At 71.5% G+C, this 23,470-nt stretch carries 23 protein-coding genes; 5 read left to right on the top strand and 18 right to left on the bottom strand.

Annotated features, from left to right (window positions below; all coding sequences use genetic code 11):
- Positions 1-29: 29 nt before the first annotated feature.
- Positions 30-914 (bottom strand): Gfo/Idh/MocA family oxidoreductase, encoded by an 885-nt coding sequence (locus tag ABGB01_RS10360; RefSeq protein WP_347772696.1) that lies wholly within the window; start codon positions 912-914, stop codon positions 30-32.
- Here ABGB01_RS10360 and ABGB01_RS10355 point away from each other — a divergent pair.
- Together ABGB01_RS10355 and ABGB01_RS10350 are read left to right on the top strand one after the other, a co-directional pair.
- Complete coding sequence (locus ABGB01_RS10355; protein ID WP_347772694.1) at positions 846-1,436, top strand: NAD(P)-binding domain-containing protein; 591 nt, start codon at positions 846-848, stop codon at positions 1,434-1,436. The two genes, ABGB01_RS10360 and ABGB01_RS10355, sit on opposite strands and share 69 nt — an antisense overlap.
- Positions 1,337-1,576, top strand: a complete 240-nt coding sequence (locus ABGB01_RS10350) for an NAD-binding protein (protein WP_347772692.1) — start codon at positions 1,337-1,339, stop codon at positions 1,574-1,576. The genes ABGB01_RS10355 and ABGB01_RS10350 overlap by 100 nt, the downstream gene beginning before the upstream one ends.
- Positions 1,577-1,687: 111 nt before the next feature.
- On the opposite strand, the gene ABGB01_RS10345 is transcribed toward ABGB01_RS10350, so the two are convergent.
- The 3 genes from ABGB01_RS10345 to ABGB01_RS10335 are packed head-to-tail and all read right to left on the bottom strand — an operon-like array spanning position 1,688 to position 6,160.
- The gene (locus ABGB01_RS10345; protein ID WP_347772690.1) at positions 1,688-3,688 is read right to left on the bottom strand and encodes a hydantoinase B/oxoprolinase family protein; all 2,001 of its coding nucleotides are present in this window, start codon (positions 3,686-3,688) and stop codon (positions 1,688-1,690) included.
- Positions 3,685-5,709 carry a hydantoinase/oxoprolinase family protein gene (locus ABGB01_RS10340; RefSeq protein WP_347772688.1) on the bottom strand — a complete coding sequence of 675 codons (2,025 nt, stop codon included), beginning with the start codon at positions 5,707-5,709 and terminating at the stop codon, positions 3,685-3,687. The genes ABGB01_RS10345 and ABGB01_RS10340 overlap by 4 nt, the downstream gene beginning before the upstream one ends.
- A 7-nt stretch (positions 5,710-5,716) precedes the next feature.
- The gene (locus ABGB01_RS10335; protein WP_347772686.1) at positions 5,717-6,160 is read right to left on the bottom strand and encodes a hypothetical protein; all 444 of its coding nucleotides are present in this window, start codon (positions 6,158-6,160) and stop codon (positions 5,717-5,719) included.
- A gap of 126 nt (positions 6,161-6,286) precedes the next feature.
- Here ABGB01_RS10335 and ABGB01_RS10330 point away from each other — a divergent pair, with 126 nt between their 5' ends.
- Entirely contained in the window at positions 6,287-6,916 is a 630-nt protein-coding gene (locus tag ABGB01_RS10330; protein WP_347772684.1) for a thymidine kinase, read from the top strand.
- A gap of 67 nt (positions 6,917-6,983) precedes the next feature.
- On the opposite strand, the gene ABGB01_RS10325 is transcribed toward ABGB01_RS10330, so the two are convergent.
- Together ABGB01_RS10325 and ABGB01_RS10320 are read right to left on the bottom strand one after the other, a co-directional pair.
- Positions 6,984-7,880 carry a hypothetical protein gene (locus ABGB01_RS10325; RefSeq protein ID WP_347772682.1) on the bottom strand — a complete coding sequence of 299 codons (897 nt, stop codon included), beginning with the start codon at positions 7,878-7,880 and terminating at the stop codon, positions 6,984-6,986.
- Between the two features lie 84 nt (positions 7,881-7,964).
- Entirely contained in the window at positions 7,965-8,735 is a 771-nt protein-coding gene (locus ABGB01_RS10320) for a carbon monoxide dehydrogenase subunit G (protein WP_347772680.1), read from the bottom strand.
- Positions 8,736-8,895: 160 nt separating this feature from the next.
- On the opposite strand from ABGB01_RS10320, the gene ABGB01_RS10315 reads away from it, so the two are divergent.
- Positions 8,896-10,242, top strand: coding sequence for a cytochrome ubiquinol oxidase subunit I (locus tag ABGB01_RS10315; RefSeq protein WP_347772678.1), 1,347 nt, complete (start codon positions 8,896-8,898; stop codon positions 10,240-10,242).
- Positions 10,243-10,253: 11 nt separating this feature from the next.
- Complete coding sequence (cydB, locus tag ABGB01_RS10310; protein ID WP_347772676.1) at positions 10,254-11,135, top strand: cytochrome d ubiquinol oxidase subunit II; 882 nt, start codon at positions 10,254-10,256, stop codon at positions 11,133-11,135.
- On the opposite strand, the gene ABGB01_RS10305 is transcribed toward cydB, so the two are convergent.
- The 12 genes from ABGB01_RS10305 to ABGB01_RS10250 form a co-directional block, all read right to left on the bottom strand.
- Entirely contained in the window at positions 11,104-11,883 is a 780-nt protein-coding gene (locus ABGB01_RS10305; RefSeq protein WP_347772674.1) for an ABC transporter ATP-binding protein, read from the bottom strand. The two genes, cydB and ABGB01_RS10305, sit on opposite strands and share 32 nt — an antisense overlap.
- Complete coding sequence (locus ABGB01_RS10300; RefSeq protein ID WP_347772672.1) at positions 11,876-12,607, bottom strand: ABC transporter ATP-binding protein; 732 nt, start codon at positions 12,605-12,607, stop codon at positions 11,876-11,878. Before ABGB01_RS10300 ends, ABGB01_RS10305 begins: the two co-directional genes overlap by 8 nt.
- Positions 12,604-13,593 carry a branched-chain amino acid ABC transporter permease gene (locus tag ABGB01_RS10295; RefSeq protein ID WP_347772670.1) on the bottom strand — a complete coding sequence of 330 codons (990 nt, stop codon included), beginning with the start codon at positions 13,591-13,593 and terminating at the stop codon, positions 12,604-12,606. Before ABGB01_RS10295 ends, ABGB01_RS10300 begins: the two co-directional genes overlap by 4 nt.
- Positions 13,577-14,458 (bottom strand): branched-chain amino acid ABC transporter permease, encoded by an 882-nt coding sequence (locus tag ABGB01_RS10290; protein ID WP_347772668.1) that lies wholly within the window; start codon positions 14,456-14,458, stop codon positions 13,577-13,579. Before ABGB01_RS10290 ends, ABGB01_RS10295 begins: the two co-directional genes overlap by 17 nt.
- Positions 14,452-15,681: an amino acid ABC transporter substrate-binding protein gene (locus tag ABGB01_RS10285; protein WP_347772666.1), complete on the bottom strand. Its 1,230-nt coding sequence runs from the start codon at positions 15,679-15,681 to the stop codon at positions 14,452-14,454. Before ABGB01_RS10285 ends, ABGB01_RS10290 begins: the two co-directional genes overlap by 7 nt.
- Positions 15,682-15,919: 238 nt before the next feature.
- Positions 15,920-16,351: a hypothetical protein gene (locus ABGB01_RS10280; RefSeq protein WP_347772664.1), complete on the bottom strand. Its 432-nt coding sequence runs from the start codon at positions 16,349-16,351 to the stop codon at positions 15,920-15,922.
- Positions 16,352-16,376: 25 nt separating this feature from the next.
- Entirely contained in the window at positions 16,377-16,781 is a 405-nt protein-coding gene (locus ABGB01_RS10275) for a hypothetical protein (RefSeq protein ID WP_347772662.1), read from the bottom strand.
- Positions 16,782-16,831: 50 nt separating this feature from the next.
- A complete protein-coding gene (locus ABGB01_RS10270) occupies positions 16,832-17,848 on the bottom strand; it encodes a leucine-rich repeat domain-containing protein (protein ID WP_347772660.1) in 1,017 nt (338 codons plus the stop codon).
- Between the two features lie 9 nt (positions 17,849-17,857).
- Positions 17,858-20,215, bottom strand: coding sequence for an aerobic carbon-monoxide dehydrogenase large subunit (gene cutA, locus ABGB01_RS10265; protein ID WP_347772658.1), 2,358 nt, complete (start codon positions 20,213-20,215; stop codon positions 17,858-17,860).
- Complete coding sequence (locus ABGB01_RS10260; RefSeq protein WP_347772656.1) at positions 20,212-20,799, bottom strand: (2Fe-2S)-binding protein; 588 nt, start codon at positions 20,797-20,799, stop codon at positions 20,212-20,214. The genes cutA and ABGB01_RS10260 overlap by 4 nt, the downstream gene beginning before the upstream one ends.
- A complete protein-coding gene (locus ABGB01_RS10255; RefSeq protein WP_347772654.1) occupies positions 20,789-21,676 on the bottom strand; it encodes an FAD binding domain-containing protein in 888 nt (295 codons plus the stop codon). The genes ABGB01_RS10260 and ABGB01_RS10255 overlap by 11 nt, the downstream gene beginning before the upstream one ends.
- The gene (locus ABGB01_RS10250) at positions 21,673-23,085 is read right to left on the bottom strand and encodes a solute carrier family 23 protein (RefSeq protein WP_347772652.1); all 1,413 of its coding nucleotides are present in this window, start codon (positions 23,083-23,085) and stop codon (positions 21,673-21,675) included. The genes ABGB01_RS10255 and ABGB01_RS10250 overlap by 4 nt, the downstream gene beginning before the upstream one ends.
- Between the last annotated feature and the right edge of the window lie 385 nt (positions 23,086-23,470).

Raw genomic sequence — 23,470 nt, 5'->3', positions numbered from 1 at the left:
AGTCGTGCTGTCAACGCCGGGGCGGCTCCCTACGCGCTCTCCCTCGCCGAGACGAGCACGTCGAGGACGGCCCTGGTCTGCTCCCACGGCACCGGGCTGGGCGCGCCGCCCACCATGGCGAGGAACGCGTCGATGGTGCCTTCGTAGCCGAGGCCCCTCATCGGGTCGTCGCCGCCCTCGATGAGCACGGTCTCGGTGGAGTCGCGTCCGTGCAGCGTGACCGCGTAGGACTCCGCCTCGGAGACGCCGAGCACCTCGACCGTGCCGAGCACGCCGCCGCCCCACCGCAGGGCCATCACCCCGGTGTCCTCAGAACGGAGCACACCGTAATGCCGCGTGGACCGGGCGGCTCCGGCCAGCCGCACGTCCGGGCCCAGCAGGGCCACCAGCAGCTCCACCCCGTGGATCCCCATGGTCACCATCGTGCCGCCGCCCTCACCCGGGGTGTCCTGCCAGGCGTTGTAGCCGGTCGCCCAGAGGCCCACGTCGTGGCGCACGGTGGCGCGCACGGCGAGCAACTCCTCCGGGGCGGCCCGCAGCCCGGCGAAGGCGGGCGCGAAGCGCAGCACCGACGTCGACATCACCCGCTCGTGGATCGGCAGCCGGTCGAGCGCGTCGAGCTGGCCCCTGGTCGCGGCGGCCGGCTTGTTCACGAAACACGCCGCGCCCGTCTCCAGCACCCGGGCCAGCGCCGCGGGCACCCGCGGGTTGGGCACGGTCAGCACCACGCCGTCGGGCTCGTGGCCCAGCGCCCCTGCCAGGCTCTCCGCCACCTTCGCGGCCGGATGTTCGTCGGTGAAGCGCCGCAACCGCTCGGGATCGGGCTCCCACACCACCAGCTCGGCATGCCTGGCGAGGGTGCGGGCGTCGGTGTACGGGTGACTCGTGGCGAGCCCGGCGAGCACGATCCGCACGCGGGTCCCTCCCTTTCTCACGATGGTTCAGTTCCTCCGGCGCCGGCGGGCGTCAACACCGCACCCTGCGCGGGGCCGAGTCGCGGCCGAACGTACGATGATCCCATGACCAAGGTCGCAGTCCTGGGGACCGGGCTGATGGGCGCCCCGAAGGCGCGCAACATCGCCACGTCCGGCATGCAGGTTCACGTGTGGAATCGTACGCGGGAGAAGGCCCAGCCCCTGGCGGCCCATGGCGCGGTCGTGGCCGGCTCGCCGGCCGAGGCCGTCGACGGGGCCGACGTGATCGTCACGATGCTCAGCGACGGCGACGCCGTGCTCGCCGCGATGACCGCCGCCGCCCCCGGGCTCCGGCCCGGGCAGGTGTGGGCGCAGATGAGCACGGTGGGCGTGGCGGCGACCGGACGATCATCGGTGGCCCGATGGACAGCCCCTACTTCCAGGCCAAGTCGGCGTCGATCCTGGAGAACGACTTCACGACCAGCTTCGCCGTCAGCAACGCGGCGAAGGACACCCGGCTGATCACCCAGGCGGGAGAGGCGGCCGGCGTGCGGCTCGACGTGGTGGCGGCGGCGGGCGAGCAGCTGCGCCGCGCCGAGGCCCAGGGGCACGGCGACGAGGACATGTCGGCCACCTACTTCGCCAGCTTCGACACGCCCTGACCGAACCCTCGGCTCGCCACTCGTCCCGGGCCTCTCGCCCGTGCGGGGCCCGGCGGTCCGCCGCGCGCCTGTCCGGGCTCGCGGCGCCCGTGTCAGGTCGGTGAGCACCTGTCAGGGCTCTCCGACCGGGCCTTCGCCGGGCGAGCCACCGTCGGCCAGGCCATCGCCGGGGGCGCCGCTGTCGGCCGGGCCGTCAAGGGACCCGCCGCTCTCAGGCGGGCCATCGTGCGACGCGCCGCTGTCAGGCGGGCCGTCATGGGACCCGCCGCTGTCGAGGGGGCTTCTGAGCTCGTCGACGTCCGCGAAGGGCCGCCCGGCGAGTTTCGCGTACCCCGGCCCGCGGTCGAAGAACCGTCCGGCCGGCGGCCGCAGCCGGGCCCTCAGCTCGGCCGTGCCCTGCTCGTCGATGCGGTCGCCGTCGAGCACCACGCCGTAGTCGCCCAGCGCGCCGGCGATCGACACCTTCCCGTCGCGCACGTCCGCGGCCACCGCCCGGGGGTCGCGATCGTAGGGTGAGCCCCATCCGCCGCCCCCGGTGGTGCGGATCCTGATCAGCTCCCCCGCCTGCACCGGGTGGTCGTCGACCAGCCCTTCCATCTCCCTGCCCGCGATCTCCACGCGGAACGGCCGCCCGGCCAGGCCGCCGTTGACGCCCCAGCAGGACAGGATCGAGCGGTCGGCGATGGACATGTACGAGGCGTCTCTGAGCATCCTGATGTGCTTGTCGTAGCCGAGACCGCCCCTGAACATGCCCGGCCCGCCCGAGTCGCAGGCCAGCGCCAGGCGTTCCACCCGGAACGGCCAGCGGGCCTCGGCGAACTCCACGGGGATGTTGCGCGAGTCTGGCACCACGTGGATGGTGTCCTCGCCGTCGGCGTACCAGCGCCCGCCGGAGCCGCCGCCCAGCACCTCCCGCATCAGGTACGGCTCGCCGTCGGCGCCGGTGCCGTGGACTCCGGTGTAGCGGATGGTCTCCTGGTCGGCCGGCATGCGCCCGCCCGTGGCCTTGGCGAGCACGCCCGCCAGCACGCCGAGCAGGCGCAGGATGACGAACGTGCGGGCGTTGGTCGGCGCGGGGAAGACCGGCGTGAGCAGGCTGCCCTTCTCCGGGAAGATCATTTTGATGAGGGGGACGACCCCCTCGTTGACGTCGAGCTCGGCCATGCGCTCCGGAGTGTCGGCCAGGTTGCGCAACACCGGGGCCAGCCACTTCTTCAGGAACACGCCGTCGGCGTAGTCGCCCGCGTGGTTGATCGGCCCCTTGGCCTGCGGCGACGTGCCGGTGAAGTCGATGGTCAGCGGCGCCAGGTCGCCTCCGTGCTCGAGGTCGGAGTGGTCGACGGTGAGGGTGATGCGCTGGGCGTGCAGGCGCGGCTCGTCCACGCCGTCGTGCTCGGCGTAGTCCTCCCACACGTACGTGCCCTCGGGGATCTTGGCGAGCAGTTCCCTGCGGAACGTATCGGTGGTCTTGCCGATGATCGCGTCGAAGCTCTCCTCGACGGCCTGCCTGCCGTACCGGTCGAACAGCTCCGCCAGCCGCCGCGCCCCCATGAGACAGGCCGAGCACTCGGCGTCGAGGTCGCCGGCGAGGGAGTCGGGCATGCGGGAGTTGCGGGTCATGATGCGCAGCGCGGCCTCGTTGGGCACGCCCTCGTCCCACAGCTTGATGGGCGGCACCATCAGGCCCTCTTCGTAGACCGACCGGGCGTGCGAGGGCATGGACCCGGGCACGGACCCGCCGATGTCGTCGTGGTGGCCGAACGCCTGCACGAACGCCACCACCTCCCCCTCGTGGAACACCGGCACGGTGACGCACAGGTCGGGCAGGTGGCCGATGCCGCCTTCCGAGAGGTAGACGTCGTTGTGGAAGTAGACGTCGCCGGGCTTCATCGTCTCGACGGGGAAGTCGCGCACGACCGGCTGGACCAGCGCGCTGTAGGAGCGGCCGGTCAGCTTGCGCATGCGTACGTCGTGGATGCCGGCGCGGAAGTCGTGCGCGTCGCGGATCATCGGCGAGCGGGCCGTGCGCGCGATGGCCGTCTCGACCTCCTTCTCGACGGACGCGAGGGTTCCCTCGACGATCTCCACCAGAATGGGGTCAGCCGTGTTCATCGGTCGTTCACCGTTCCTCCGTCCACTGCGGATATCTCCACGTTGCCGAAGTCGTCCACCGTCGCGGTGAAGCCCGGGTGGATGGGAATCGTGGAGCCGTACTCCTCGATCACCGCCGGGCCCGTGACCGTGGCGCCGGGGCCGAGCGCGGAGCGCTGGTGGATGGGGGTGTCGCGGGTCTCGTCGAAGTGCACGGGACGCACCGAGGTGCCGCCCTCGCCCGGCTTGCCCAGTCGGGGGATGACCGGACGGCTGATGGGGCCGATGCCGGACACGCGCAGGTTGACCCATTCGACGCCGTGGCGGGGGTCGTCGCGGTAGGCGTAGCCGTACAACTTCTCGTGGGCGGCGTGGAAACGGTCGACGACCTCGGCCTGCCAGGCCTCGTCGATCTCGCCCGCGGGGGCGGCCACCCGCACCTCGTACGCCTGCCCGTAGTAGCGCAGGTCGGCGCTGCGCACGTAGACCGGGTCGTCGAAGCCCTCGCGGTCCAGCGCCTCGCCCGCCTGATGTTCGAGGTCGTGGAAGATCTCGACCGCCTTGCCGAGTTCGAGGTCGCGGGTGACGTACGTGCGGACGTAGTCGTTCTTGACGTCGACCGTGAGCAGCCCGAACGCCGACACGTTGCCGGGGTCGCGCGGGACGACCACGGACGGCAGGCCGAGGATGTCGATCAGCCGGCAGGCCAGCAGCGGCCCCGACCCGCCGAACGTCACCAGCGGGAAGTCCCGCACGTCCAGCCCGCGCTTGACGGTGAGCTGCCGGATCGCGTTGCTCTGGTTGAACGCGCTGATCTCCAGGATCCCCGTCGCCGTGCGCTCGGGGGTCAGGCCGAGCTTGCCGGCCAGCGCCTGGATGCCCGCGCGGGCGGCGCCGGCGTCCAGCGGGATCTCCCCGCCCAGCAGGTGCGGCGGGATGCGCCCGAGGAACACGTGCGCGTCGGTGACCGTCACCTCCGTGCCGCCCTTGCCGTAGCAGAGCGGGCCCGGGTCGGCGCCGGCGGACTTCGGCCCGACCTTGAGCGTGCCCTCGGGCGAGATCCACGCGATCGAGCCGCCGCCCGCGCCGACGGTGACGATGTCGATCATCGGGATCTTGCACGGGTAGCGGCCGACGGATCCCTCCGTGGTGATGGACGGCTCACCGTCGACCACCACGGCCACGTCGGTGGAGGTGCCGCCGCCGTCCAGCGTGATCACCGACCGGTGACCCGCCGTGGACGCGATGAGCGCCGCGCCGAGCGCGCCCGCCGCGGGCCCCGACAACACCGTGGTGATCGGCTGGTTGACGACCTCGCGGGCCGACAGGATGCCGCCGTTCGACTTCATCACGGAGAACGGCGTGCCGAGCCGGTTGGACAGGCCGGCGATGTATCCGCGCATCGCCGGTTTGACGGCGGCGTCCACGAGGGTGGTCACCGAGCGCTCGTACTCGCGGTATTCGCGCAGCACGTCGCTCGACAGGGAGATCACCGCCTCCGGGTGCTCGCGCCACAACACCTCCCGCATGCGTCGCTCGTGCTCGGGGTTGGCGTACGCGTGCAGGAAGCACACCCCGATCGCGGTGATGCCCCTGGTTTTGAACCAGCGGGCCACCTCGACGGCCTGCTCCTCGGAGAACGGCCACACCTCCTCGCCCAGGTGGTCGAGCCGCCCGCCGACGGTCTTGACCTGGTGCACGGGCACGATCCTCGGCGGCTTGACCCAGAAGTAGGAGTTGCCGTAGCCGTCGGGCACGCTCTGCCTGGCGATCTCCAGGATGAACTCGAAGCCCTCGGTCGTGATGAACCCGAGGTCGGCGATGCGATCTTCGAGCAGCTGGTTCGTCGCCACCGTGGTGCCGTGCACGATCGAGCCGATGTCGAGCTCACCCAGCTTCTCGATGCCCGCGACGAACCCGTCCGCCGGGTTCGCGGGGGTCGAAGGGGTCTTGGTGGTGAGGATCTCACCGGTCTGCTCGTCCACCGCCACGACGTCGGTGAAGGTGCCTCCGGTGTCCACTCCGATACGGACGCTACGCATGGCTCCTCTAGCTTCGGCGACGGCCGAGAACTTCGTCGATGACCCGGGGCGCGTTGTCTGTGCCGACGTACGCGGCCAGCCTCACCACCATCTCCTGGGAGCGGGAGAGCTCTGCCTCCACCCTGGCCTTGCCGGACTGACCGGCCTGCACCCCAAAATACGCTCCGATGATGGTGCCGATCACACCGGCCACGCCCGCGAACAGCACGGCGAACTCCCGGGTGGCGAACACGGCGGCGCCGAAGGCGACCAGGACGGCGACGATCCCGGTGACGACGACGAGAAATCCGTAGCGCCATCGGGTCGCCTCGGCCTGGGCGGCCGTGATGTCGTCCTGAGACATCATCGCGTCGAGCGCCGGAGGGCTGGACGACGCGCTGGACGGCCCGCTGGACGGCCCGCTGGACGGCGGGGTCGAGGGCGGGTTGGGCGGCGAATTGTCGGTGACCACACTTCCTCCTGTAACTCCAGGGGAGAAATGTCCCATGAGGTCATGGAACAAGCCAAGCCGCTAAGCTGGCGGCCCGTGACTGAAGTGTCTGCCTTGTCTGCGGTGCCGTCTGGTGTCAGGGATGCCGTGCTGAAGTTCTACTTCGGCCCCATGGACTGCGGGAAGTCCACGCTCGCCCTCCAGATGAACTACAACCACGGCCGGCAAGGGCGCCGGGGCCTGGTGCTGACCAAGCACGACCGCTCCGGCGGTCCCAAGGTCACCAGCCGTATAGGGCTCGGCCTCGAGGCGATCGAGGTGGAGGACGATCTCGATCTCGTCCGGCTGGTGACCGCGCACGACAGGATCGACTACCTGATCTGCGACGAGGCCTGCTTCTACACGGTCGAGCAGATCGAGCAGCTCGCCGACCTGGTGGACGAGCACGGCGTCGACGTTTACGCGTTCGGGCTGGCCTCCGACTTCCGTTCGGTGATGTTCCCGGCCGCCCAGCGGCTGTTCGAGCTGGCCGACGAGGTGTGCCGGCTGCAGGTCGAGGTGCTGTGCTGGTGCGGCCGGCCCGGGCAGCTGAACGCCAGGGTCGTGGGCGGGGCGATGGCGCGTACGGGCGAGCAGGTCGTGATCGGCGACACCGACGCCTCACGCGTGCGCTACCAGGTGCTCTGCCGCAGGCACCACCGCTCCGGCCGGCTCGGCGAGGGCTCGGTGGACGCCGTTCATGAGCCCGCGCACGAGCCCTTTCATACGGCGCAGTAACCGTCGGCGGGCGCGGCGAGCTGGGTGGTCGGCGCCTGCCTGCCGCGCCGCCCCACCCGGGGGCGCGTCAGCCCGCGGCGAGTTCCTCCAGCCGGTACGGCAGGTAGGCCGAGTCGTCCACGAGCGCCGACGCGCCGCGCCACCACCCGAACCACTCGCCGCTGCGCCACATCCAGTCGACCCGCTCGATGGCGGCCACGACGTCACCGACGGTCTCCCACCGCTCGCCCAGCTGCTCGCGGGTGGCGCCGTGGCGTATGGCCCAGTCGCGCAGGACACCCGAGGCCGCCGCGGGGACCTCGCGCGCGTACGGGTCGGGCTGCTCCCCTGGCAGCCGGTGCGGTCCGAGCCCGGCCGCCACGCCCCAGCTCCACTGCGCCTCTGCGGGCCGCGAGTAACGCAGCGAGTGGAAGTCCAGATTGGATCCGAGGTCGTCGTCGGCCCGGCGCGTGACGACCGCGTCGAGCCGCCCGCCCGCGTCGAAGTGGACCACGAGCCGCTGCCCTGGCCTGACCTCCGGGGGCAGGCGGAAACGGTCTTCGGCCTGCCAGGAGTTGAGATCGACCTGGGCGACCGGCAGGCCCCACAGCTGGTCGGCGGCGTCGTCGGCGATCCAGGCCGCCAGCATCTCCAGCGCGGTCAGATCGGTCCACGGCTCGATCGCGACGGCCGTGCGCACCACCTCGTCGGGAGGGGGCAGCTTGCCGCCCCTGGGCCGCGACCACCACTCGGCGCCCAGCTCGCGGGTGCCGACCAGCAGCGCGGCGATGGCGGCCAGCTCGGCCGAACGTCTCGTGAGCGAGGCCCCGAGCGCCAGCTCCAGCGTGCGATCGGTCCGCTCGTCGCCGAGCACGGGACGTACGCCGTCGATGAGGGTCGGGGCCGTCGGGCGCTCCTCGCCGAGCAGGTTGCGTACGACTCGTCTGGCCTCGGTCCTTGCGTCTTCAGCGTGTGCCTGCCGCATACAGCCACGCTACGCCCGGAGATCCTTTTCCGCGAGAGCCCCGGCCACGCCGCCCCGCCCCTCACCACCTGCTTCCGCCCGCCGTCAGGAGTCGCGGCGCCGGGAGCCGCGGCCGAGCAGCCAGCCCACCACGACGCCGCCGACCGCCACGCCCGCGCCCATGCCGAACGACGCCAGCATCACCCATGGCCGCGTCTCCGCGCGTGCCTTGGCGGGCCGCTCGTAGACGGCCCCGGCCGGCCGGACACCGCCCACGGCCGCGGCGGCTCCCGATGCGGTGACGCCCTGCCCACCCGGACCGCCGGAAGCCGGGCCGGTGGGAGCCTCCGCGGCCAGGTCGCCGAGGGCCGGGCCGGACAGAGCCAGGTCTCCGGAGGCCGGAGTCGTCGTGCCTGAGGCGGTGGCGGGGGTCTCGGCCGGTGCGAGCAGGTGCTCCTCGACGGCCGAGAAGAACTCGCCCGCCGTGCGCCTGGCCACCGAGCCGAGCATGCGCTGCCCGACCCCGCCGATCATTCCGCCGATCACGGCGTCGGCGTCGTAGTCGACGCGGGTCCCGCCGTCGATCTCGGTCAGCCGTACCAGGACGGTGGCGTCCACCGTCCCCGGCGCGCCCTGCCCGCGGGCCCTGAGCGTGAAGCGTTCGGGCGCGAGCGGGTCGGTCAGCGCCACCTCCCCCTGGTAGACCCCCTTGATGGAGGCGACACCCGCGTTGACCGTCATCCGGTACGTGTCGTGTCCCGACTCCTCCAGGCGTTCGCACCCCGGAATCGTGCGCACCAGCACCGCCGGATCCTGGAGCGCCGTCCACACCTGATCTCTCTGAACGCCGATCACGGCGCTGCCACCCACCTTCATGGAGCAACTTTAGGCGGCCGCGTCCGGCCGGATAAGGGCAACACCTGCCAGACGGGAGAAGGGCTGTGACCAAGGTCGCACCCCATTGCTCTACAGCATGTAGTACTACTGCAAGTAGATGTACTACAGCTTGTAGAGCTCACGGGAGTCGACGCAGACGATGGACGCACTTGACCTCGCACGGTGGCAATTCGGGGTGACCACCGTGTACCACTTCCTGTTCGTACCGTTGACCATCGGTCTGGGCGTCTTCGTGGCGGGCCTGCAGACGGCCTGGCACCGCACGGGCAAGGAGCACTACCTGCGGCTCACGAAGTTCTTCGGCAAGCTCTTCCTCATCAACTTCGCCATGGGCGTGGTCACCGGCATCGTGCAGGAGTTCCAGTTCGGAATGAACTGGAGTGAATACTCCACGTTCGTCGGCGACGTCTTCGGGGCGCCCCTGGCGATGGAGGCGCTGCTGGCCTTCTTCATGGAGTCGACGTTCCTGGGTTTGTGGATCTTCGGCTGGGACCGGCTGCCGAAGAGGGTGCACCTGGCGTGCATCTGGGCGGCCGCCATCGGGTCCAACCTGTCGGCCTACTTCATCCTGGCCGCCAACGCCTGGATGAAGCACCCCGTCGGCTACGAGGTCGTCGGCGGCAAGGCCAGGATGACCGACCTGTGGGCGGTGCTGACCAACCCCACGGCGCTGGCCCAGGTGCCCCACGTGATCGGGGCGGCGTTCGTCGTGGCGGGCGGCTTCGTGCTGGCCGTGAGCGGATACTGGCTGCTGAGGACGCGCTCCGGCATGTGGCGCGGCGCCGCCAGGGGCGCGCTCATCATGACGGCGATCGCGGGGGCCGTCGTCGCGGGCACGGGCGACACGTCCGCCAGGCTGATGTACGAGCAGCAGCCCATGAAGCTGGCCTCCGCCGAGGGGCTGGAGCGCGACACCGCCGGCGCGGCGTTCAGCGTCGCCCCGGGCATCGAGATCCCCGCCGTCCTGAGCTTCCTGGCCACCCACGACGCGAGCGCCACCGTCCAGGGCACCGAGGACCTGCAACGGCGCTTCGAGCAGGAGTTCGGCCCCGGGGACTACCGGCCGGACCAGGCGGTCGTGTTCTGGTCGTTCCGGGTGATGATCGTGTTCGGGATGGCCACGGTGGGCCTGTCGGTGCTCGGCCTCTGGCTGACCCGCGGAAGGCGTGACATGCCGAGATGGCTGGCGCGGGCGTTCCTGCTGGCCCTGCCGCTGCCGCTGGCCGCGGTGACCGCCGGGTGGCTGCTCAGCGAGATCGGCCGCCAGCCGTGGACGGTCGCGGGCGAGCTGCTGACGGCCGCCAGCGTGTCGCCCGGCGTGAGCCTGGCCGAGGTGGCCACCTCGCTGACCGTCTTCACGCTGCTGTACGGCGCGCTCGCCGTCGCCGAGGTCGTGCTCCTCGTCCGGCACGTCCGCGGGGGCGCCGAGGAGGAGCGGCGGCCCGCGGCCACGACCGAGCAGCTCCAACCGTCGCTGATGTACTGAGGGAGCGGACAGTGATCGATCTGTGGTTCGTCATCATCGCCTTCCTGTGGACCGGCTACTTCGTGCTGGAGGGCTTCGACTTCGGCGTCGGGATGCTGGCGCCGCTCGTGAGCGGGAACGCCGAGGAGCGGCGCCAGAGCCTGCAGACCATCGGCCCGGTGTGGGACGGCAACGAGGTGTGGCTGATCACCGCGGTCGGCGCCATGTTCGCCGCGTTCCCCGCCTGGTACGCGGGCGTGTTCAGCTCCTTCTACCTGCCGGTCGTGCTCGTCCTGGTCGGGCTGATCGTGCGCGGGGTCGGCCTGGAGTGGCGCGGCAAGGTCGCCTCCCCGCGCTGGTGCGACCTGGGCGTCGTGGCGGGCAGCGCGCTCCCGGCGTTCCTCTGGGGCGCGATCTTCGCCGGCCTGCTGTACGGCGGCCCGCTCGCCGCCCTGCTCGGAGGCGCGTTCACGCTGGCGGTGTGCGTCCTGCACGGCGCCGTCTTCCTGACGCTGAAGACCACCGGACCGGTACGCCGCCGCGCCCGCGTCGCGGCGATGGCCGCCAGCGCCGTGGCCGTCCCCGTGGCCGTGTTCGCCCTGTCGGGCCTGGGCACGCCGCCCGCGCTGGCCGCCATGGCGGCGCTGGCCGCGGCCACGGCGCTGGTCTGGCGCCGCAGGGAGGGCTGGGCGTTCGCGGCCACGGCGGGCGCGATCGTGCTGACCACGCTGGCCGTCTTCGTGGAGCTGCACGCGCGGCCGCTGCCCGGGCTGACGCTGGCCGAGGCCGCCTCCGGTGCCTACACGCTGACGATGTTGAGCTGGATCGGGCTGATCACGCTGCCGTTCGTGCTGGTCTACCAGGGGTGGACGTACTGGGTGTTCAGGAAGCGGGTCCGGGTGGGCGCGGCGTAGCCGCATCCCCGGCCGTGTGGTCAGACGGCGTTCCGCCGAGGTAGAGGCGGCCGAGCCGCGGGTCGGCCGCCAGCTCGCGCGCCGGGCCGGAGATGTGCACCTGGCCGAGGTCGAGCACGCAGCCGATGTCGGCCATCTGCAGCGCCCTGCGCGCGTTCTGCTCCACCAGCAGCACCGCCACCCCGGCCCCGCGCATGAGGTCGATCTGGTCGAACACGACCTGCGTGTTGCGCGGGTCGAGCCCCATCGACGGCTCGTCGAGCAGCACCACGGCCGGCTCCAGCATGAGGGCGCGGGCGAACTCGACCTGTTTCTGCTGGCCGCCCGACAGCAGCCCGGCCACGCTCCCCCACCGCTCGGCCACGACGGGGAACAACTCCTTGACCGCCTCGATCCTGGCGTTCAGCACGGCCTGGTCCCGGACGGTGTAGCCGCCGAGCCGCACGTTCTCCGCCACCGTCATCTCCCGGAACACGCTGTGCCCCTGCAGCACGTGCGCCAGCCCGCGGCCGAGCAGCCGCTGCGGCGACAGGCCCGCCACCTCCTCCCCCGCCAGCAGCACCCGGCCCGACCTGGGCGCGAGCAGGCCGCTTGCGACCTTGAGCACGGTGGACTTGCCCGCGCCGTTGGGGCCGACGAGACAGACGACCTCGCCGGCGCGCACGGTGACCGACAGGCCGCGCAGCACCGGCGCCGCCCTGCCGTACCCGGCCACGACGTTCTCCAGGGCGAGCAGCACCTCAGACACCGAGATACGCCTCCAGCACGCGTGGGTCGTCCCTGATCTCCGGGGGCGGGCCGGCGGCGATCGGCGCGCCGCGGTCGAAGACGATCACGTGGTCGCACATGCCCATCACCATGTCCATGTTGTGCTCGACGACGAGGAAGGTGCGTCCCTCGGCGTTCAGCTCGCGTACGAGGGTGACGATGCGGTCGATCAGCGCCGGGTTGACGCCGCCGGCGGGCTCGTCGAGCAGCACCAGGTCCGGCTCGGCCATGAGCACGGCGGCCAGTTCGAGCAACTTCTGCTGGCCGTAGGACAGGTCGCGGGCCTCGGCGTGCTCCAGGTGCTCGATGCCCATGCGGTGCAGCCAGCGGCGGGCGCGCTCGGCCTCGCCCCTGTCGTGCAGCCCGGCCAGCAGCTCCCGCAGGCGGGTACGGCGGACCGCGACCAGCATGTTCTCCAGCACGGTCAGGCGCGGGAAGACCCGGCAGAGCTGGAAGGTGCGGCCGATGCCCGCGTGCGCGATCCGGTGCGGCGCGTGGCGGGTGATGTCGCGCTCGCGATAGAGCACCCGCCCCGAGTCGGGCCTGATCATGCCGGTGATCAGGTTGAAGAACGTGGTCTTGCCCGAGCCGTTGGGCCCGATGAGTCCGTTGACCTGACCCTCCAGCAGCTCGACGGTGGCGCCGTGCACCGCGGGCACGCCGCCGAACGACTTCGTGAGGCTCTCCGTGTGCAGCGAGGTCATCGAGCCGCCCCTTCCAGCCGCTGCCCGGCGCTCTCCTCGGGGATGGACGGCCCCGGGCCTGTCCTGGTGAGCCTGGACAGGATGCCCTCCGGCATGAACAGCACGACCAGGATGAGCAGCACGCCCGTCGCGGCCAGGTGGACCTGCGTCTCGCCGAGCGCGATCAGGAAATACTCGCCGGCGGGCGCCACGATGAGCGCGCCGAGCAGCGGTCCGTACACGTGCCGGACCCCGCCGAGCAGGCTCATCAGCACCATGTACGAGCCGATCAGGATGGAGAACATGAAGATCGGATCGAGGCTGCCGAACCACAGCGCGTACAGGCCGCCGGCCAGCGCCACGAACAGGGCCGACAGGGCGAAGGCGGCCACCTTGTACGCCGCCGTCGGCACGCCGAGCGACTCGGCCTTGTCCTCGTCCTCCCTGATCGCCCGCAGGCCCGCGCCGAAGCGGGAGCGGGAGACGTACCACCAGGACAGCAGCGCGAGCCCGAGCAGCACGAGGAACAGGTAGAAGAAGACCATGTGCGTCTGCCCCCGGTGCAGGCCGGGGAACGGCGAGGGCACCTGCAGGCCGGTGGAGCCGCCGGTCAGCGAGCGCCAGCCCTGCACGACGAGGTTCATCATCGACACGAGCGCGATCGACACGATCACGAACGACGCGCCCCGCACCCGTACGGCCGCGACGCCGACGCCCACGGCGAACACGGTGACCAGCAGCGCCGAGATCGGCAGGGCCACTGCCCACGGCACGTCCAGCCGGGTCACGAGCAGCCCGGTGCCGTACGCGCCGAGCCCGAAGAAGGCCGAGTGGCCGAGCGAGACGTAGCCGGTGAAACCGCCCAGGAGGTTCCAGGAGGTGGCCATGGCGGCGTACATGACGGTCAGCGCGCCCGCGTACACGAGGTAGTAGTTGGGCACCAGCCAGGGATAGGCGATCGCCAGGGCGGCGACCAGCAGCGGGAGCCCTCTAGAAGCGGTGCGCAAGGCGGCCTCCGAAGAACCCCTGCGGGCGGGCGAGCAGGGTCAGGAAGAGGAAGACGTAGAACATCATCGTCGCCCAGGTGGCGTCGACGGTGACGAGCACGATGCCCTCGACGACGCCGAGCAGGACGGCCGCCAGCGCCGCGCCGGCCACGCTGCCGAGCCCGCCGACCACGATGATCGCCATCAGCTTGCCGATCCACACCCAGTGGGAGGCGGGGAAGAACGGCGTGATCAGGGCCAGCACGGTGCCGCCGACGGCCGCCGTGGCCAGGCCGACGCCGAAGCCGTAGCCGGCGACCCGCTCGGTCGGGACGCCGACCAGCCTGGCCGCCTCGCGGTGCTGGATGGTGGCCCGCAGCGCCTGCCCGAACCTGCTCCTGACCAGCACGGCGAAGAGCACGCCGAGGGTGAGCGCGGCGACCGCGAAGGCGATGATCTTGTCGTACGGGAGGTGCACGCCGCCGATGGTCAGGGACCTGGTCGCGTACTCCATGCTGACCGACTTGTAGGAGCCCGTGTAGAACGTCCCGAGCAGCCCCTCGATCGTCAGCGCGAGCCCGAACGTCAGCAGCACCGACATCATCGGCACGTTCTCCGGCGCCAGCCGGGCGACGAGCAGCCGCTGCACCGCCACGCCCAGCAGGAAGAAGACCGGCACGGTCACCGGCAGGGCCAGGAACGGGTCCACCCCGAGCGCCGTGTGCACCGTGTACGTCAGGTAGGCGGCCAGGAACAGGAACGCCGGGTGGGCCACCATGACGACCCGCATCACGCCGAAGTACAGCGACAGGCCCGAGGCGAGCAGCGCGTAGAGCCCGCCCGTCAGCACGCCCAGGGCCAGCCCCTGCAGGAGCAGGCTCACCATGCCTGCTTCGGGTAGACGAGGTCGGCGGTCTTCGCCTGCTCGGGCAGCACGATCTCGATCTTGCCGTCCACGTACTGCTGGATCATGTGCGCCTGCTCGGGCCGGCCCTTGTCGTCGAAGGACAGCCGGCCCACGACGGTCTCGAACGTGCCCTGCCTGATGTGCCCGGTCAGCTTGTCCTGGCACTCCTTGCTCGGGTCGGCGCACTTGGCCGCGGTCACGGCGGCCTCGATGATCTGGCCGACCGTGTAGCCGTTGGCCGCGTCCTCGTTGGCCTCGCCGCCGAACATCTCCTTGTACCGCCTGACCATCTCCTCGTTGCCGGTGAACGTCGAGGCGGCCGACCACCCGACGGGCGAGACGATGTGCTCGGCCGCCCCCTTCACCGCGGCGGGGAACTCGGCCAGCGTCGGCCCCGTCGAGAACGCCGCCAGCTTCGGCTGCACCTTCAGCTCCTGCAGCGCGCGCACCAGGCCGACGGAGTCCTCGAACTGCGTGCCCCCGACGACGAGGTCCGGCTTCGCCGCGGCGATCTTGGCGGCGATGGGCGAGAAGTCGGTGGTCTCCGGCGGGTAGACCTCGTCCACGACCGTCCTGATCCCCGCCTCGGCCAGCCTGTCGCGCAGCCCGTACGCGGTGCCCTGGGCGAACGGGTCGTCCAGGCTCGCGTACGCTGCCGTCCTGGGCCGCTGGTCGGCCGGCAGCTTGATGAGATAGTCGGCCAAGTAGTCGTAGTGGTCGTCGGCGATCGCGGGGGCCGCGTAGAAGAGCCGCTCGAAGCCCTGCTCGAAGACCTCCTTCGCGGCCCCCGCCGGCTCCACGAACACCATGCCGTACGACTCGGCGACCTTCGCCGCGGGAATCACCAGCCGCGAGGAGAACGGCCCGAACACCAGGTCCACCTTGTCCTGCGTGATGAGGGACTCGTAGTCGGAGCTGACCCTGTTGGGGTCGGAGGCGTCGTCGCGGAAGATCAGCTCGACCTTCCTGCCCAGCAGGCCGCCCTTGGCGTTCACCCGGTCCGCCCAGACCTGGTAGCCCTCCTGGATGCCCTTGCCCGGCTCGGAGAAGTCGCCGGTGAGCGGGAGCGAGATGCCGATCTTGACCGGTCCCTGCCGCTGACCGGGTGACGGGGCGGCGCCGGGTTCGTCGGTCTTCGCACAGGCGGTCAGCGCCAGACCGCACATCGAGATGATCACTAGGCCGCTGGAAAGTCTTGCCATCGAGGAGACTCCCGTCAGGAGAGGCGCCGCGAAAGCGCTTTCGTAAGCGCTTTCGGTCACGATCACACGGGATCCAGCCCCAGACAAGGGGGATCGTCCGCATGGCAGAGCGACCTTACGCGCGTCGACGTGGCCAGGGCCGCGGGGGTTTCGCCGGCGACGGCCTCGCGCGCCACGACGGGCAGCTCAGGGGTGAGCGCCGAGGTCGCGGCCCACGTCCAGGCGGTCGCGTCGCGCACTATTCGACGACCCGCATCTCACCGCTCCCCGGATCCATCATGTGCAGTTCGCCGCCGAGCCGCCCGCCGAGCCGCTCGCCGAGCAGGTCGAGCACCTTGCGGCTGGACGTGACGGTCCACAGGTCGCCCGCGAGGTGCGGGGTGCCCGCGGGGGCGGCGCCCATCCACGCGTCCCTGCCCGCCCGCGTGGCGAACGTCGTCACGACGAACTCGCCGTCAGGGGTCGTGCAGTGTCCTGAGCGGACGCCGGCGCCGCCGGCCTGCAGGCGCGGCTCGCACCCGACCCTGGCGGACAGCTGCTCGACGGTGAGGGGGGCGGCCCCGGCCCGCCCGCCGGCCGCGAGGTAGCCGCCGCTCCCATCGCCCACAGAGCAGGCCGCGGCCAGCCCTGCCAGCAGCGCGAGCGCGGCGAGGCGCCGAGGTGCCGTCATGTGCGGAGGTACGCGTTCCACGGGGTCAGGTGGCCGGCGTGGGCGTCTGCGAGACCCGGTGGTCGGTCAGGTGCAGGTCGCCGTCGAGCCGCTCCTGGATCGACTCCAGCACCTCGAGCGGGCCCAGGACGGTCCAGCGGGGGCCGACGAGGTGGGGGTTGTACTCGGGCGCCTGATCCATCCACGCGTCCTTGAGCGCCTCGGTCCTGAACGTGTTGACGAAGAACCTGCCGTCGGAGGTCTTGCAGAACCCGGTGCGCAGGTCGTCTCCTTCGACCTGCATCTTCGGCTTGCAGCCGACCTTCGCGGAGAGCTGCTCGACGGTCAGCGGGCCCGCGGGCTGCCCGCTCGCGCCTGCTGCGACGTAGTCGCTCCAGCCCCCTGAGGAGCATCCGGCGACCAGCCCGGCCAGCAGCGCGAAAGCGGCCAAGCGTGGAAAAGTCGTCATGTGCGGAGGTACGCAGGACCCGGCACCTCGGTTCAGCGCAGAACGACGCACCCACGCGCGGCGAGCCGGCGCAGCACCTCCGGCTCACCGTCGAGCTTGTTCCACCGCAGATCGAGCTTGTCCAGCGGGGGCAGCCGGTCCGGCAGCCCCCGCAGCCGGTTGTTGCGCAGGTCGAGCTGCCTGAGCCCGGACGGCAACGTGTCCGGCAGCTCGCCGAGCAGGTTGTCGCGCAGGTCGAGCACCCGCAGCTCCTCCAGTTCGGCGATGGCCGCGGGCAACCGGGTCAGCCGGTTGCCCTGGAGGTGCAGCTCACGCAGCCGGGTCAGCCCGCCGACCGTCTCGGGCAGCGACTCCAGGCGGTTGTCGTAGAGCCGCAGCTCCACCAGCGCGGCCATCCGTCCCAGCGCCTCCGGCAGGCGGGTGATCCGGTTGGCGGTCAGGTTGAGGTAGGCGAGACGGTCGAGCCGCCCGATCGCCGCGGGCACCTCGGTGAACAGGTTGTCGCTCAGGTAGAGGTAGTCGGTGAGCGCCAGGTCGCCGAGCTCGGGCGGGATGGAGGTGAGCCGGTTGTGCCCGAGGTCGAGCATGCGCAGCCGGACCAGCCCGCCGACGGCCGCCGGCACCTCGGTCAGCGCGTTCTCGGCCAGGTTGAGCGACTCCAGCCGGGTCAGCTCCCACAACGAGCCCGGCACCTCGGTCAACGCGTTCCGGCCCGCCGCCAGGTGCCGCAGCCGCCTGCCGAGCCGCTCGGGCAGCGTGCGGACGCGGTTGCCGTACAGGGAGAGCGTCTCCAGGCCCGGCGGGCAGGCCGGGACGGCCGTCAGCGCGTTGCCGTCCAGGTGCAGCGCGCGCAGCGCGGCCAGCCCGGACAGGTCGGGCAGGGCGCGCAGGCGGTTGCCGTCGAGCCTGAGCTCCTCCAGCGAGCCGAGCCCGGCCACCCACCCGGGCACCTCGGTGATCGCGTTCCAGGCCAGGTCGATCAGGCGGACGCCGTCGGGGACGTCGGGGAAGGAGGTCAGGCCCGCTCCGGGGGCACGCAGATCCGGCACGAGACCGGATCATCCCATGGCGGAGCGGAGCTCGAAGAGCTCGGACGGGGAGATGGGCATACGGTCGACGTCGATGCCCTCGGCGTCCTCCACGGCCGAGGCGATGACCGCGGAGACGGGGATCACGCCGGCCTCGCCCGCACCCTTGATGCCGAGGGGGTTCAGCGGCGAGGGCGTCTCCAGGTGGGCGGTCTCGACGTGCGGGATCTCGGTGGCGTACGGCATGAGGAAGTCCATGAAGGAGGCGTTCACCAGCTGGCCGTGCGAGTCGTACACCATGCGCTCGTAGAGCGCCCCGCCGATGCCCTGCGCCACCCCGCCGTGGATCTGCCCTTCGACGATCATGGGGTTGATCAGCCGCCCGCAGTCGTGCACGACGGCGTAGCGCACCACCTTGATCTCGGCGGTGTCGGGGTCGGTCTCGACGATGGCGGCGTGCATGCCCGACGCGAACGTGGATCTGATCGGCGAGTAGTAGTCGCGCCCCTCCAGGCCGGGCTCCTCCCCCTCGGCGACCGGCGGCCGGTCAGGGGAGGCCGCACCGGAGAACTGGGTCGCCTTGGCCGCCTCGTCGTCGAAGGCGTACCTCAGCGGGTTGGCCAGCACGGCCACCGTGGACAGCGGGATCGACGCCGACGGTGATCCCGCCACGTGCACCATCCCGTCGTCGATCGCCAGGTCCGCCGGGTCGGCCTCCAGCGCGTCGGCCGCGATGCGCAGTGCCTTCTCGCGTACTTTCCTGCAGGCCAGCGCGATGGCGTTGCCGCTCATGACGGCCGCGCGCGAGGCGAACGTGCCGACCGCGTAGCCGAACCTCCTGGTGTCGCCGGTGACCACGCTGACCCGCTCGATCGGCACGCCCAGCTCGGTGGCGGCGATCTGGGCGAACACCGTCTCGTGCCCCTGGCCCTGCGAGGTGAGCCCGGTGGAGACGTGCACCCGGCCGTCGGAGGTGACCTGCACGTGCCCGCCCTCGTAAGGGCCGACGCCGGTGCCCTCGACGTAGCAGCCGATGCCGATGCCGCGCCCGGGACGCCTCTCGTGCTCGTCCCAGCCGATCAGCTCCTTGATCATGCGGAGCATCTCCGGGTAGTTCCCGCTGTCGTAGATCAGCGGGCGCCCGTCCTGGAAGGTCATGCCCTGGTCGTACGGGAACTCCTCCGGCCGGATGAAGTTGACCGCCCGCACCTCCGTGCGGTCCTTGCCCAGATGGCGGGCGATCTTGTCCATGGTCCGCTCCATGCAGAACACGGCCTGCGGCCTGCCCGCCCCCCGGTAGGGGGTGACCTGCACGGTGTTGGTGTAGACGGAGGCGAACGCGACACGATAGGCGCCGATCTTGTACGGCCCCAGCAGCTGGGTGGACGTCACGATCGGCACGATGATCCCGTAGGGCGTGTAGGCGCCGTGGTCGTGCCGGATCGTCACGTCCAGCCCCAGGACGCGGCCGTCGTCGTCGAAGCCGACCCGCACGTGCTGGATCTGGGCGCGTTCGTGGGCGGAGGAGACGAAGTGCTCCCTGCGGTCCTCGGCCCACTTGACCTCGCGCCCGAGCGTCATGGCGGCCCACGGCACGAGGATCTCCTCCGGCCACGGGTGCACGATCTTCACGCCGAAGCCGCCGCCGACGTCCGGCGCGATCACCTCGACGTGCGGCAGCGGCAGGCCGAGCGTGGCGGCGACGGCCATGCGGACGCTCGTGGAGGTCTGGGTGCTGGAGTAGACGCGCAGGTCTCTGCCGTCCCAGCGGGCGTAGACGCCGCGTCCCTCCAGGGGCATGCTGGCGCTGCGCTCGATGTCGAGCCGGAAGGAGAGCGTGTGCGGCGCGGCCTCGATCACCTCACCGGCGCCGCGGCCGTCGGCCGCCGCGACCTCCTGCACGAGGTGGGCGCCGACGTTGCCGGGCACGTCCTCGTGCACGAGCGCGGCCCCCTGCACGGCCTCCTCCAGGCCGACGACCGGCTTGAGCGGCTCGTAGTCCACCTCGATGAGCGCGCAGGCGTCCTCGGCGGCGTATCTGTCGCTCGCCACGACCATGACGACCGGCTCGCCGACGTGCCTGACCACGTCGCGGGCCAGGGGGTAGGCGGTACGGCCGTGGGTGAGGGCGGGATGCGGGATCAGCAGCGGGAGCGCCCTGCCCACCCGCTCGGGCAGGTCCTCCCACGTGTAGATCGCGACGAGCCCCGGCACGTCGAGTGCGGGCCTCACGTCGACGTCGCGGATGCGGGCGTGGGCGTGCGGCGAGCGGACGAAGGCGGCGGCGAGCGCGTCGCGGCCGAGGTCGTCGAGGTAGCGCCCCTGCCCGGTGAGCAGCCTGGGGTCCTCGCGCCGCTGCACGGGCTCACCGAACAACCTCGTCGTCATGTCTCCTCCGCCAGCAGCTCGGCGGCCCTGTGGACGGCCTTGACGATGTTCTGGTAGCCGGTGCACCGGCACAGGTTGCCCGAGATGCCCTCGACGATCTCGTCGTCCGACGGCGCCGGATTGTCCCTGAGGAACGCGGTGACCGTACACAGGAATCCCGGCGTGCAGAACCCGCACTGCAGCCCGTGGCACTCGGCGAACGCCCGCTGCACCGGCGACAGCTCTGTGTTCACTGCCTCCACTTCGTGGAGGCGGCTCGGTCGCTCAAATCCGCCGCCTTCCCTCGTCGCTCCGGTCGCTGCGCTCCCTGCGCTCCTCAGTCCAGGCGACGGCGCTCCCTCGCGTGCCAGGCCCTCGACGGTGGTGATCTCCTGCCCGTCGACGGTGACCGCGAACGTCAGGCACGAGCGCACCGGCCGGCCGTCGAGCAGCACCGTGCAGCAGCCGCAGACGCCGTGCTCGCAACCCACGTGGGTGCCGGTCAGGCCGAGGTCGTGGCGCAGGCAGTCGGACAGCAGCCGGCGGGCGGGCACCTTCACCCGCCGGATCGCGCCGTTCACGACGAGCGTGATCTCATGCTCCACGGGCTGCCGCCCCTTCTCTGGCCGCGTTCCGCAGCGCCCGTTCGGTGAGCACGCCCACCAGGTGCCGCCGGTAGGCGGCCGAGGCGTGCACGTCGCTCTCCGGCTCGGTCTCCGCCTGTACGGCCCGCGCCGCCTCCGCCCAGCCGCCGGCCCCTCCCCCACACGCCCCGGTCACGTCCTCTCCCCGGCACGCCCCCGTCACGTCCACGACGACGGGCGCGGGACCGACGCCGACGCAGGCGACCCTGGCGGCGGTGACGCGCGCGTCGCCGTCCAGCGTGACCACCGCGCAGACCCCGGCCAGCGCGTAGTCGCCGTGCCTGCGGGCCACCTCCTCGAAGGCGGTGCCGGCGCCCGGGCCCAGCGCGGGGAAGTACGCCGACACGGCCAGCTCGCCCGGCTGGACCGCCGACTCCAGAGGTCCGACGAAGAACTCCCGCGCCGGCACCTCCCGCTCCACGGCCCGGCCGTCCCAGCGGGCCACCCTGACCGTGCCGTCCAGCACCGCCAGCACCGCCGGCAGCTCGGCGGCCGGGTCGGCGTGCACGAGGCTGCCCACCACCGTGCCCCGGTTGCGGATCGCCGGGTGGGCGACCAGCTTCAGCGCCCGTGTGAGCAGCGGGTGGGCGCCCGCGTGCTCGGCATCGGAGTGCCTGACCAGCGCGCCCACCCTGACGCCCGCCGGGGTCGCGTCGATCGTGGACAGGGAGCCGATCCGGTTGATGTCGACGAGGTGCTCGGGCGCGGCCAGCCGCATGTTCATCAGGGGGATCAGGCTCTGCCCGCCGGCCAGCACCTTGCCGCGCACCTGCGCGAGCGTGCGCAGCGCAGCGCCGACGTCACGGGGCGCGTGGTACGCGAACGGCGGCGGCTTCACGCGGGCTCGCTCCCGGCCGGCCCGGGGCCGCGCCCGGCGATGGCCCTGAGCAAGTGGTAGCCGCCCAGCACCACGATGGTGCCGAGCGCGATGCCCTCCAAGGTGAAGTCGCCCCCGATGAAGTGCTGCACAGGTCCGATGGCCAGGATGATGCCCGCCCCGGTCGGAACCATGTTCACGGGATCGGCGAAATCCACCCGGTTCTCGATCCAGATCTTCGCGCCGAGCAGCCCGATCATGCCGTAGAGGATCACGGTGACGCCGCCGAGCACGCCTCCGGGGGTGGCCGCGACCAGCGCGCCGAACTTGGGGCACAGGCCGAACAGGATCGCGATGACCCCGGCGATGTAGTAGGCGGCCGTGGAGTAGACCTTGGTGGCCGCCATGACGCCGATGTTCTCGGCGTACGTCGTGGTGGGCGAGCCGCCGACCGAGCTGGCGAGCGCGGTGGTGAGGCCGTCGGCCGCCACGGCGCGGCCCACGTACGGGTCGACGTCGGTGCCCGTCATCTCGCCGACCGCCTTGACGTGGCCGATGTTCTCGGCGATGAGCGCGATGATCGCGGGCAGCACGAGCAGCACGGCGGAGGTCTTGAAGTCGGGCCCGTGGAACTCCGGCAACCCGATCCATTCCGCCTGCGCCACCGGCTCGAAGTTCACCCGGTCGTGCGGGAACGCCGTCGCCACGCAGTACGTGCCCTCGGGCTGGCAGGCGGCCCCGGAGGCGTCCCGCAGGTTCGCGCCGGGCAGCACCGACGTGATCGGCCCGGCCACCCCGTCCAGCACCCAGGACAGCACGAACCCGGCGACGAGCCCGACCAGCACGCCGATCCGCCCGATGAACCCCTTGAACAGCACGATCACCACGAACGTGATCAGCATCGTGACGAGGGCGACCCAGTGGTCCTGCGGCCAGTAGGTGTCCGCCACCACGAACGCCAGCCCGAACCCGATCAGCATCACCACCGCGCCCGTGACCACGGGAGGGAAGACCCGGTGGATGATCTGCACGCCGAGGAAGTGGATGGCCAGCCCGGCCAGCGCCAGCACGAGCCCGGCCACCAGGATGGCGCCGGTCACGATCGCGTCCGCTCCCGCGGTGTCGCCCCCCGCCGCCGCCCTGATGGCGAACACCCCGCCGACGAAGGACGCGCTGGTGCCGAGATAGCTCGGCACCTTGCCCTTCACGATCAGCAGGAACAGGATCGTCGAGACCCCTGACATCATCACGGCGATGTTCGGGTCCAGCCCCATCACCAGGGGGAAGACGAACGTCGCACCGAACATCGCGATCACGTGCTGCGCCCCGAACCCCACCATCCGGGGCCAGCTCAGCCGCTCGTCGGGCCTGACCACCTCTCCCGGGGCCAGATGCTTGCCGTCACCGTGCTTGGTCCATCCCAAAACCATGAGAGCCCCTCTTGTACCGGGCGTTGCGCTGGGCCGGCGACACGCTTTTCCGTTGCGGGCACATTAGGCCCGCCGGATCACTCCTACACGGGCATGATCTGCCAAATCTACGCCGGGAACCAGAGAAAAGCTCTCGCAGTTGGGCGCCTTCCGTCAGTTCCAGTACGGCGGACGGCGGTAGACGGCTCCGTCAGGTGTGTGCGCACGACAGCGCATCAGTTGTTCCTGGTACCGGCCCATGACCACCTGGATGCCCATGCTTTCCATCGCGGCGAGGTACACCTCCCGCCCGGGGCTGCGCTCCCGGGTGCTACGGCCCCCGCCGGGGGGGCCGTTTCTTTTTCGCCGGCGCGCTTGATGTCAGTCAACATTGCGTAATCTCGCG

The sequence above is a fragment of the Nonomuraea sp. B5E05 genome, assembly GCF_039880665.1.
Classification (GTDB): Bacteria; Actinomycetota; Actinomycetes; order Streptosporangiales; family Streptosporangiaceae; genus Nonomuraea.
This window is presented reverse-complemented; position numbering and strand designations above follow the sequence as displayed.